The 11,929-nt window shown below is 56.4% G+C and carries 8 protein-coding genes; 3 read left to right on the forward strand and 5 right to left on the reverse strand.

Features of this window, described 5'->3' with window-relative positions:
• Nucleotides 1–7: 7 nt before the first annotated feature.
• The 3 genes from asmA to udk all read right to left on the reverse strand — a co-directional run bounded on the left by asmA (nucleotide 8) and on the right by udk (nucleotide 3,148).
• On the reverse strand, nucleotides 8–1,831 hold the full coding sequence (gene asmA, locus NIM72_RS05710) for an outer membrane assembly protein AsmA (protein WP_253419292.1): 1,824 nt from the start codon (nucleotides 1,829–1,831) through the stop codon (nucleotides 8–10).
• A gap of 12 nt (nucleotides 1,832–1,843) precedes the next feature.
• Nucleotides 1,844–2,425 carry a dCTP deaminase gene (gene dcd, locus NIM72_RS05715; protein ID WP_004571280.1) on the reverse strand — a complete coding sequence of 194 codons (582 nt, stop codon included), beginning with the start codon at nucleotides 2,423–2,425 and terminating at the stop codon, nucleotides 1,844–1,846.
• Between the two features lie 81 nt (nucleotides 2,426–2,506).
• Complete coding sequence (gene udk / locus NIM72_RS05720) at nucleotides 2,507–3,148, reverse strand: uridine kinase (protein ID WP_004571279.1); 642 nt, start codon at nucleotides 3,146–3,148, stop codon at nucleotides 2,507–2,509.
• Nucleotides 3,149–3,432: 284 nt separating this feature from the next.
• On the opposite strand from udk, the gene NIM72_RS05725 reads away from it, so the two are divergent.
• From NIM72_RS05725 to yegD, 3 genes are all read left to right on the forward strand, one after another.
• The gene (locus tag NIM72_RS05725) at nucleotides 3,433–4,047 is read left to right on the forward strand and encodes a phosphatase PAP2 family protein (RefSeq protein ID WP_161732278.1); all 615 of its coding nucleotides are present in this window, start codon (nucleotides 3,433–3,435) and stop codon (nucleotides 4,045–4,047) included.
• A gap of 163 nt (nucleotides 4,048–4,210) precedes the next feature.
• Nucleotides 4,211–7,546 (forward strand): diguanylate cyclase, encoded by a 3,336-nt coding sequence (locus NIM72_RS05730; RefSeq protein ID WP_222925237.1) that lies wholly within the window; start codon nucleotides 4,211–4,213, stop codon nucleotides 7,544–7,546.
• 75 nt (nucleotides 7,547–7,621) lie between these two features.
• Entirely contained in the window at nucleotides 7,622–8,974 is a 1,353-nt protein-coding gene (gene yegD, locus NIM72_RS05735; RefSeq protein ID WP_253419295.1) for a molecular chaperone, read from the forward strand.
• Nucleotides 8,975–9,206: 232 nt separating this feature from the next.
• On the opposite strand, the gene NIM72_RS05740 is transcribed toward yegD, so the two are convergent.
• Together NIM72_RS05740 and NIM72_RS05745 are read right to left on the reverse strand one after the other, a co-directional pair.
• Nucleotides 9,207–10,550, reverse strand: a complete 1,344-nt coding sequence (locus NIM72_RS05740; RefSeq protein ID WP_253419298.1) for a carbohydrate porin — start codon at nucleotides 10,548–10,550, stop codon at nucleotides 9,207–9,209.
• Between the two features lie 209 nt (nucleotides 10,551–10,759).
• Nucleotides 10,760–11,719 carry an aldo/keto reductase gene (locus tag NIM72_RS05745; protein WP_253419301.1) on the reverse strand — a complete coding sequence of 320 codons (960 nt, stop codon included), beginning with the start codon at nucleotides 11,717–11,719 and terminating at the stop codon, nucleotides 10,760–10,762.
• Nucleotides 11,720–11,929 lie beyond the last annotated feature (210 nt).

An 11,929-nucleotide genomic window follows, 5' to 3' on the forward strand; every position in this document is an offset into this window, starting at 1 on the left:
GCGCCCGCTATGGGCGCATGATTTTCTTCAGGTTCTCTTTGTTCTCGCCCTCTTTCTGACGATCGATCCACTGATTCAGTCGTGACTTCGCTTCACTCTGAAGACGGTCACGCAGCACGGCATCCACCGGCAGAGAATATTGCAGGCTGTTCCAGTCACCATACATACGCAGCGGAACCGGCTGACTGGAGAGCGTCTTCACCAGCGCCTCGTCGCCATGCCAGCCGCTGATTTTCAGCCCCAGGGTGAGGTCCAACTGTTGCTGCACCATGTCGACTTTACCCGCGCCCTGCAGGCCCAGATTCTGACCATTGCCATTGATATCGCTGAAGCTGAGAACGCCTTTATTCAGCGCGACCTGACCACTGATCGACTCAATGCCTTCATCGGCGGCTTCCTGACTGCTGACTTTATCACTGACCCGTGCCACGGCACGCTGCACCATCTGCTGCAGATTAAGCTGTGCCAGCTTCAGGTTACTGGCGCTGATGGTCGCCCTGCCCTGCCAGCGTCGTTTTGCCGCCTCAACCGTCAGCGTATTGCCCCACAGCTCGCCATCAAGGCTCAGATTTCCCTGCAGGCTTTCCGGCAGGTCAAACGCTTTAAGCAGTGGCTGAATGGCAATCAACCGGAGTTGCGGTTTCAGGCTGGCCTGCGTTTCCGGCTGACGAATATCGATGCTGCCGGGAACCGAGAAACTGCCATTGCCCAGTTTGCCGCTAAGCGTGTTCAGTGTCATCAGTCCCTGCTGGTTGCTGGCGTTTACCGCCAGTCCGGTCAGGGAGAGGCCGCGCCATATCACACTATCCGCCTGTAATTTCAGCGCCAGGTTCAGGTCATTCAGCGGAGAGTCGGCATTGCTGCGCTCCCGTGGGGCAGCAATCACCGGGGAACGGGCCACAGTGGCATGCTGCACGCCAGATGTTTCAGAGACCGGCGTGCTGGTGAGCAAATTATCAAAATTCAGCGTGCTGGCTTTCAGATCCAGCGCCAGCTGCTGTGGCGGAGTAATCTGTCCGTTGCCCTGCCCGGTCAGTGTACTGTCGTTGGCGGTGAGCTGCAGATTGCTGAAGGAGAACTGCTGGCGGTCACCATTCCATTCGCCCTGCAGGCTCAGAGAGCCTTTGATTCCCTGAACCGGAATATCGGCACCGGAGAGGGTGTAATCAAGCTGCTGCAACTGGCCGCTGAGACGATGGGGATATTGTGCGGCATCAAGCTGACCTTTGAGATTCAGGGTCGCGTTGCGCTGATTGCGCATCAGACTGGTGCTCAGCGACAGGGTCGCCAGCTTATTCGCGTCCTGTTCCATATTAATATTGAGGTCGCGAAAATTATATTCGTCGCCGCCCGGCTGCTGCCAGATAAGCAGACTGTCGGCTACCTGCAGCTTAGCAATATCAAATGACCAGCCGCTGGACGCCGCGGCTGGCTCCGCATCGCGCGGCCCCTGCGGCGCATTTTTAGCACGCTGCGCACTGCTCTCTGGCGTGACCCGCACGATCGCATTTTTCAGCAGTACCTGACTGACGCTGAGCTGATGGGATAAGAGTGGCCAGAGATCGACATCAAGCCGCATGTTTTCTGCCGAAACCAGCGGCTGGCTGGCACCCGGCGCGGTGAGACTCATCCGGCCTGCCAGGATACTGAGCTGAGGCCAGACATGCCAGCGCAGATCGCTGCTGACTTCAAGGCGATAACCACTGCGTTGTTCGACCTGTTGCACCATATAGGCACGAAAGTCGTTGGGATTGACCAGCAGCACCAGCGCGCTCATTCCCGTTACGACCACCACTAACAGGATGGCCAGCGTGGTTATCACTCTTTTCATTACATCCTCAAATCAGTCTTTATCGATACGGCTGGCATCAGCGCCCTGCTGACCGCGATATTTCGCATCTTCACGTCGGTTGTAGGGACGCGCAGCCGGGCCTGAAAGCGGTTCAAAACTTAGCGCGCCAATTAACATACCGGGACGCAGCGCCAGCGGCAGTTTACCTGAATTGTAGAACTCCAGCACGATACGGCCCTGCCAGCCTGGATCAATGCGGTGAGCCGTCACATGAACCATCAGTCCAAGACGCGCCAGCGAAGAGCGGCCATCCAGCCAGCCGACCAGATCGTCGGGCAGCGTCACGGACTCCAGCGTCACCGCCAGCGCCAGTTCACCCGGATGAAGGAAAAAGGCTTCGCCATCAGGCAGCACGATCTCATCGCTCATTACCCGGTCCAGTGCCGCGCTCACTTCCTGTTTCGGGCCGCTCAGATCGATAAAGGCCGCGGTATGACCGCTGAAGGTACGGAACTGGTTACCCAGACGCACATCGACCGTGGCACCATTAATGCGCTCGACCGGCGGGCGCGGCTCAATGGCCAGTTTGCCATTGTCCAGCCAGGCTTCGATATCGCGATCGCATAATCTCATTGCGGTAACTCCATGACATAAGTGTAGCAAACCGGCATGCGTGGCTGCCGCCGGTCTGCACCACGTCCGGACGGACGTGCATTATTCAAAAAACTGGTTGATTTTCGCCTTGAGGATATCGATGGCGATACGGTTTTTTCCGCCGCGCGGCACAATAATATCGGCGTACTGTTTTGATGGCTCGATAAACTGCAGGAACATCGGACGCACGGTCTTCTGATACTGACTCATTACCGAATCCATTGAACGGCCACGCTCATTGACGTCACGTTTCATGCGGCGCATCAGACAGATGTCGAGCGGCGTGTCCACGAAGATAGAGAAGTTGAGTTCCTGGCGCAGACGGGCATCGGTTAACAGCAGAATACCTTCAAGGATAATGACCTTTTTGGCCTTCAGGTGTTGCGTTTGCTGGGTGCGGGTGTGTTCAACATAGCTGTAAACCGGCAGCTCAATATCCTGACCGGCTTTCACCGCCTGCAGATGCTGCAACAGCAAATCATGATCCATCGCACTCGGATGGTCATAATTGGTTTTAACCCTCTCTTCCATGGTGAGGTGACTTTGATCTTTGTAATAAGCATCTTCCGGGATAACCCCGATGTGCTCGTCACCTACCTGATCACGGATTTCACGATAGAGCGTGCTGGCAATTAAACTTTTACCGGATGCGGAAGCGCCGGCAATGCCTACAATCACGCACTGATGAGACTTGTCAGTCATACTTTTTTGAGACCTGATAACTGGAGCCTGCCACTGGTCACACATTACGCGGGCAGTGGACGGGCCGAAATGGAGAGGGTGTGTTCGCGCTAAGTATAGGGATTTCGGCCTTTTGATGCCACAAAAATGGCGTCGGCGACTTTTCAGACTTTCTCCTTTGGACGCCACTCATTTCACCGATAAACTAACGTCACACCATACTATAAATAAAATGGCCTGTGCGGCACGCTGTTCTGACGACGCGTGTCGCAAACGTTCCGACCGAATGATGCATCAGGAGTGGTATGCACTGGAAGACTTTGACCTATTTTGGCGACAGCATGCTGTTGATTCCGACAGCGGTGATTATTGCGCTGATTTTGCCGTGGAAGAGTGACAATCGTCTTACGGTCTTTTACTGGATTGTGGCCTTTGGCCTGGCTGGGCTGACTGTCAGCCTCTCGAAAATCCTGTTTCTGGGATTTGGCATTGGCAGCGCCCGCTTTAATTTCACCGGTTTCAGCGGTCACAGCGCCATGTCCGCCACGCTGTGGCCGGTCATGTTATGGCTGGTTTCCGGGCGCTGGAAAGCCCTGTGGCGCATTGCGGCGATAGGCGTCGGTTACCTGATCCCCCTGATGGTCGGTTTCTCCCGCCTGGTGATCCACGCCCACTCTAAAAGTGAGGTCGCTACCGGTCTGCTGCTGGGCTTTACGCTGAGCACCGCGTTTCTGATTTCGCAGCGCCGTACCTCATTAAAAGGCTTCAGCTGGCCGCAGGTGGGTGCCGCGCTGTTAGTGCCGTTTGTATTGATGGGTCACGGTCGCGTCGCGACGACGCAGCAGTTTCTGGAGCGCTTCTCTGCCAGCCTCGCGGGCCTGGAAAAACCCTATACCCGCGCCGATCTTTTCCGCCAGTAATCAACACGCTGGCAATCAATTATACCGTGCCCGTCAATTCGCCGAATAACGGGCAATATTGATTTCACCCCTTTTTTCTTTGCCGAATGTGCTAGCATGCAGTCAGAGAATGACTGGTGCCTGATTCGCCGTTGCGGAGCCCTGCACCCTGCCGGAAGTCCGCATGACGATAGAGATCCTGTCCCCGCAAAATAACATGCCAAACCGCTGGCTCTCGGCCCTGGTGCTTGGCTGCGTGGTGTTTGTCCTGACCCTGTTCTGTCTTGAACTGATTGTTGTCAGTGGGAAGATTTCCCCGCTCTGGTTCCCGACCACCTTAATGACCGTCGTGGTTTTCCGCTGCCCGTCACGACAGTTGCCGCTGCTGTTGACCGCTTGTGTGCTGGGCACCGCGGGGGCTAATGCCATCATCATCGGACCTGCTCTCTCTAATATTAAATTCGCGCTGCTTAATCTTATTCAGGCCGGCATAGGTGGCATGCTGCTGCGCGCCCTGCTAAATCGGCGCGCGCCGCTGAATTCGCTCAACGACTGGGCCAGGATGGTGTTGTCAGTCGGCATCGTGACGCCGGTGCTTGGCGGCCTGCTCGCGATCTGGACGCTACAGGTCAGCGGTCATGCCTCGTTTCCCTTCTTCTATACCTGGGTAATCTCCGAGATCATCGGCATGCTGGTGTTAGGCCCGATGCTGCTTCTGCTGCCCTGGCCGCTGCGGCGCGCGCAGTTCAGCGATCTGCGCCTGGCCGAATCGCTGCTGACGCTGCTGCTTACCCTCGGGGCCAGTTATCTGGCACTGCGTTTCCTGCCGTGGCCCTTTACCTTTATTGTGGTAATCCTGTTCTGGTGTGCAGTTCGCCTGCCCAAGCTGCAGGCGTTTGTCCTGTTCTTCCTGAACGCCAGTTTTATCTCAATGCTGCTGGCTTTTGATTTGGTCAACGTGGTCAATAACAACAGCGCCCTCGGCCCGGTCTCCAGCTGGCTGCCATTTCTGCTGGTGTTAATCCCCAGCCATATTATGTCGCTGGTGATGGATGCGTCCCGGCGTGAAAAACTTCATATTACTGACAGCGAAACCCGCTTCCGGCATGCTATGGAGTACTCCGCCATCGGTATGGCGCTCGTCGCACCTGAGGGCAACTGGCTGCAGGTGAATCGATCTCTGTGTCAGACTCTGGGTTATCCGGCAGAAGAGCTGAAGCGTCTGACCTTTCAGCAGATTACCCATCCCGACGATCTCTCACTCGATTTGCAGCATGTGAGCCGGCTGCTGGAAGGCGAGATTGATACTTATACCTTCGAAAAGCGCTATTTCCGTAAGGATGGCGAAATTGTCTGGGCGCGGCTGACGGTCTCGCTGGTGCGCGACAGCAGTCATGCCCCGCTCTACTTTATTGCGCAGATTATCGATATCTCAGAGCTGAAGCAGAGTGAGCAGGTGAACCGCCGGCTGATGGAGCGTATTACGCTGGCCAACGAGGCGGGCGGCATCGGCGTGTGGGAGTGGAACCTGCTGACCGGCGAGATGTTGTGGGATAAGCGCATGTACGCCCTGTTTGGCCTTGCGCCGCATGAGTCGCCCAGCTATGACCTCTGGATCCATCTGCTGCACACCGCCGATCGGGAATATGCCGCGATGACGGTACAGCAGGCAATTGAACTGCGCAGCGCGTTCCACATGGAGTATCGCGTAGTCAATGCTGAAGGACAGCGCTGGGTACGTACCCAGGCTAACCGGCAACTGAGCAAAGAGGGGCGCATTGAGCGCATGCTGGGTATCTGCCAGGACATCACGCCACTCCGCAACCTGAATGAAGCACTGTTTCAGGAGAAAGAGCGCATGGCGATCACCCTGGATTCCATCGGCGAAGCGGTGATCAGCACCGATAAAGAGATGCGCGTCGCCTTTATGAACCCGGTAGCAGAAAAGATGAGTGGCCTCTCGCAGGAACAGGCAGCCGGTCAGCCGCTGAGTGAACTGCTGCATATCACTCAGGGGCGTAACGGCCCGGAAGTCGAAAATCTGCTGTTATGCCAGCTGCCGGCGGAAAAAATCACCCCTGGGCTCGCGGAAGATCTGGTGCTGCATACGCCCGAAGGCGGCCATATCGATATTCACTACAGCATCACACCGCTGCGCTCCGAAGCGGGCCTGGAACAGGGTGCCGTCATGGTTATTCAGGATGTCAGCGAATCCCGCAAACTGATGAAGCGGCTGAGCTATAGCGCGCTGCATGACACCCTGACCCGCCTGCCGAATCGTGCCAGTTTCGAGCTTCAGCTTAAACGTCTGCTGTTTGATGCCGCTGAACATCAGCATCAGCATGTGCTGGTGTTTATCGACCTGGATAAGTTTAAAGCGGTCAATGACAGCGCCGGACACGCCGCAGGCGATGCGTTATTGCGTGAGCTCTCTGATTTAATGCAGCAACATCTGCGAAGCAGCGATTTCCTGGCCCGGCTGGGCGGTGACGAGTTTGCGCTGCTGATGCCAGATTGCGAAGTCGCTCAGGCGCATGACGTGGTGCAGCGCATCGTCGCCGCGGTCAATCATTACCGGTTTCAGTGGCTGGGCCGCCTTTATCATGTGGGTGCCAGCGCGGGCGTTACGCAGATTTCAGCGGATAACTGCCAGAGCGGCGACGTGCTTTCGCAGGCGGATATCGCCTGTTACAACGCCAAACGCAGCGGGCGCGGACGGCTGGTCATCTATGAACAGCATCGGTTACCGCTGCCAGGTAATCATCAGGGCATGGATGCAGCAATGATTGATGCGCTGCAGATCGAACTGCCTGCCTGGGCCGTTGCGCCGCCCAAAACACCGCAGGCAGCCTTTATCTGGCTGCTTGAGGTTCAGCTGTTAACGGCTGACGGGCTGCTGGTGGATGAAACGTTGCTGCGCAATAACCTGTCTGACGATACGCTGCGGCGGCAGCTGGATAACACTATTCTGGATGCTTTTTTCCGTCACGATGTGCAGAGGCTGAATAACAAAGGCATTCCGGTGATCCTGCCACTCAATGCACAGGTTCTGAGCGATGCCGCCTGTGTGCAGCAACTCTGTCAGCGCTTTGTTGCCGAGGGTCTCTCCGACAGCCGCTGTGGTTTCGCTTTCCCTGCAGCCAGTGTGCTCAGCAAAGGCGATCAGCTCTATGCCGCACTAATGCAACTGCGGCAGTGTGGCTGTCGTGTCGTGTTGCAGCATTTTGGCCGTAATCTGGATGCCTTCAATCTGCTGAGCGACGAAGTAGTTGATTATCTGGTGCTGGCGCCTGAACTGGTTGCTAACGTTCATAATAATCTGATGGATGAGATGCTGCTGACCATCATTCAGGGCCAGGCAAAACAGCGCAATATCTCGGTCCTGGCCGGGCCAATTTCAGTACCCGCCGTACTCAGCACGCTGGCGACCCTTGATGTGGATGGCGTCTGGGGCAGTGCCGTAGCCGAGCGTCAGCCGTTGCGTTCTCTGGCTGAAGATCGCATCTTCGCTATCCGTTAATTCCCGCGCTGCCTGCTTGCCACCCTGCTGAAGCTGCGCTAAAGTCGCCCCCTTTTTTCCGGCATGGGGGCGAAAATGTTCATAGGATTCGATTACGGCACGGCTAACTGCGCCATTGCAGTCAGCGAAAATGGCACGCCACGTCTGTTAACGCTGGAAAATGATCAGCGCCTGCTGCCGTCAATGATCTGTGCGCCGACCCGCGAGTCGATCAGCGAATGGCTCTATCGTCATCATCAGGTGGCGACACCTGACAGCGAAACCACGGCGCTGCTGCAGCGTGCGATGCGTTATAACCGCGAAGAGGATATCGAGGTCCAGCCCAACAGCGTGCAGTTCGGCCTCACCGCGCTGCAGCATTACATGGTCGACCCCGAAGATGTCTGGTTCGTTAAATCGCCCAAATCGTTCCTCGGTGCCAGTGGCCTGAAGCCGCAGCAGATCGCCCTGTTTGAAGATCTGGTCTGCGCCATGATGCTGCACATCCGCCAGCAGGGTGAAAGCCAGCTTGATCAGCCCATCGATCAGGCGGTGATCGGGCGGCCGGTCAACTTCCAGGGCTTAGGCAGCAAAGAGTCTAACCAGCAGGCGGAAGGCATTCTGCTGCGCGCCGCCCACCGCGCCGGTTTCCGCGACGTGGAGTTTCAGTTTGAGCCGGTCGCCGCCGGGCTCGATTTCGAAGCGACGCTGAAGCAGGAGACGACGGTTCTGGTGGTGGATATCGGCGGCGGTACGACCGACTGCTCGATGTTGCTGATGGGACCAGAATGGCGTGATAAGGCGGACCGGCGGGAAAGCCTGCTGGGCCACAGCGGTTGCCGCGTGGGCGGTAACGATCTGGATATTATGCTGACGTTTAAGACTCTGATGCCGTTACTGGGCCTGGGCGGTAACACCCTGAAAGGCACCGCGTTGCCTGCCCTGCCGTGGTGGAACGCCATCGCGATTAATGATGTTCCGGCGCAAAGCGACTTTTATAGCCCCGCCTGCGGCAAGTGGCTGCGGGATTTAGTACGGGATGCGGAACAGGGTGATGTTGTGGCTCGTCTGCTGAAAGTGTGGCAGCAGAAGCTCAGTTATCGCCTGGTGCGCGCCGCGGAAGAGAGCAAGATTGCGCTGTCATCCAGCCCGGCGCAGACCGCCTCTCTCGACTTTATTGCCGCGGCATTAGAGACAGAGATTGGCGTGGATCAGCTGCAGGATGCCATCAGTCAGCCGCTGGAGAAAATTCTGGAGCAGGTGCAGCTCGCGCTGGCCACCAGCCAGATTAAGCCCGATGTGATTTATCTGACCGGCGGCAGTGCGCGCTCACCGTTGCTGCGCGCAGCGCTGCAGCAGACGCTGCCGGACACGCCGATTGCGGGAGGCGATGATTTCGCCTCCGTCACCGCAGGGCTGGCCCGCTGGGCGGAAGTGATGTTCCGTTAATTCTGCTCTACGCTGCGCTGCAATAAAAAACGGCACCTGAAGGTGCTGTTTTTGTTTGCGGATCACTGAGAGCAGGCTCAGGGAGCATACGCCTTTCGCAAAGACGCAAAACCCGCCATCCCTGGCGGGCTCAGCGCGGGCCATCCCAGGCCCGCTATGCTTTGCTACTGGCGTATACACCCATCGCTTTAAGTCTGGGAGTCGTCTGTTTAGGTGCCGTTTTTATTGTAAATCAGAATGCAATATTGGCGCTGATACCGCCGATAAACGCATCTTTCACTTCGCTCACCGCGCCTGGTGCCACCACATACTGCAGGTTAGGTCGCAGTGACATCCAGTTCGTCACTTTGGCGTTGTAGTAAACCTCATAGTTGTACTCTGAACCTTCCTGAATCGGCAGATAAGTCGGGCTGTCAAAGCGGCTCTCGCCATTGGCCTGATTTTGTTGACGCAATGAGCGGGTATAGTCGCTGTTCACGTGAATACGCGATGCGCCCACACCGATCTCATCCTGCGGACGGGCATCGAACGGTCCAGTCCAGGTAAAGGCGATAGACTGGTAGTTATCGGTCTTCGAGGTCTTGTGATCGTTCATCACCGCCTGAACCCGCACGCCCAGACCGCGATTCACATCGCCATCCTGCGCGGTCAGCTGTTGCTGCAATAACAGATAGCCGCCGTAGGAATGCGCCTGATCCTGATAGCCACCGTTGCGCCAGCTGCCATAGACATCGCCATCCACTGACGAATAGTAATAACCGATGCGGTAGTTACCCGGTAATTTCTCCGGCCCGAAGGTCGGTTTCCAGCCCAGTTCGACCGGCACCAGATTGCCTTCTGAATTGCTGGTATCCAGACGGAAGCCATCGCCGCGATCGTAGTTAGCACGGTTCTGATTATAGAAACCGACCTGGAAGAAGACATCCGGCGTGATATTGAACTTAACCCGGCCGCCCCACTGCGACACCGGCCAGTTGAACCAGCGATCGCCACGCCAGTTACCCGCCTGCCCGCTGCCCAGCGCCAGATTCTGGAACAAATTGCCATCGAAATTATCGAAATCTTCACCTACCGTTACCCGTCCGGCTTTAATATTAACCACATCGTTGAAGAGCCCTTTGCGCAACCAGAACTGCGTCAGACGCCAGGTCTGACCGCGACCATAAACTTCCTGGACTGAGGAGAGCATACCGGTGCGTTGATCCGCGACCTGATCGGAAAGATTCTGCCCGTTACGACTGGTGACGGTCATCTGAAACTCGGCATCCTGCCAGTCCAGCAGCTTCTGCAGATCGAAATTGGTGCCGAACGTCCACTGGTCGCTGTAGCGCATGGTGGTATTGGTATCGGCTCCGCCGCCTAAATTCGCGGCGCTTTCCATGGTGTAGTTAACGTCAAACTTAATGCCGTCGTCCTGCAGCTGCGTTCGGTACCCGCCCCAGTCACCAAACATCCATTCGGAGTCCGGGCTGAAAGCATCAGCGGCCAACGCCTGCGCGGAAAACATGGCCAGGATCAGGGTGCCGGTTGCCACACGGCGCAGCGGGAAACGCTGCTCTGCTTTTCTGTTTTTCATCTTGCTTATTCTTATGTAAGTTACGGAAAATGACGCGCAGAGGATAGTGCTGGATAACCTCTGTTTTTTGTAAATACGTGCGCATAATTACCCGTAACATCCGTTTATTAACGCATTTGTGATCGGGATCTCTGATTGGTTATTCTCTGGGCGAGGTGCGTATTTTTTGACAGATACAGCGTAAAAAGGGGCGCTATCGCCCCTTGTGTTTACTGGCTGGCCTGATCCAGTTGATCAATCTGTGCCGGGGTCAGCGTCAGCTGCATGGCGCCAGTCAGATCGTCGAGCTGTTTAAGTGAGGTAGCACTGACAATCGGTGCGGTAATACCGGGCCGGGCAATCTGCCAGGCCAGCGCCACCTGCGTCGGTGTCACCTGATGCGCATCGCTGATCGCATCCAGCGCGTCCAGGATCCGCAAACCGCGCGGGTTGAGGTATTTGTCTACCACGCCCTGCCCCCGCGCGCTTTTACTGGCATCCGCTGCATCACGGTATTTACCACTGAGAAAACCGCTGGCGAGTGAGTAGTAGTTGATCACACCTAAACCGTGCGCCCTGACCACCGGCTCCAGCGCCGACTCATAGGGCTGGCGGTCATAAAGGTTGTATTCCGGTTGCAGGGTTTCATAGCGCGCCAGCCCCTCCGTTTCACTGATCTTTAATGCTTCCTCAAGCCGCGCCGCGCTGTAATTCGAGGCACCAATCGCCCGCACTTTCCCCTCGCGGATCAGACTGTCAAAGGTGCTCAGCGTGTCTGCCAGTGGCGTGTCCTGATCGTCACGGTGCGCCTGGTAGAGGTCGATGTAGTCGGTCTGCAACCGGCGCAGTGAATCTTCGACCGCCTGACGGATATATTGCGGCTTCAGCCCGGTTTTCTCCGGGGACAGCTCCATACCGACTTTGGTTGCCAGCACGACCCGATCGCGCTTGCCGCTTTTTTTCAGCCACTCACCAATAATGGTTTCCGATTCACCGCCTTTATTGCCCGGCGCCCAGCGGGAATAGACATCCGCGGTGTCGATAAACCACAGCCCTCGATCCACCAGCGCATCCAGCAGAGAAAAGGAGGTGGATTGATCCACCGTCCAGCCAAACACATTGCCGCCAAACGTCAGTAACGGCACCGTAATACCACTGTCACCCAACTGCCGGGTTTGATTCTGACTCATTATCTGCTCCTGATTTGCCTGCAAACTGTCTGTTTTTCAGCATAGCAAAGTCATTTCACGCCTTTATGACGATTGTGCTGCGATTAATAAAGGAACAGGCATAATTACCCCGCCCTGACAGATATCCTTATTTCCTTCAACTTTTGCCCGTCAGAGGCGACTACACTCTGTCGTTTGCAGGCTACCCCTTTCATGCCTGCGCCTGGGACT

Source organism: Pantoea sp. B550 (assembly GCF_024158165.1).
In the GTDB taxonomy this organism is placed as follows: domain Bacteria; phylum Pseudomonadota; class Gammaproteobacteria; order Enterobacterales; family Enterobacteriaceae; genus Pantoea; species Pantoea alfalfae.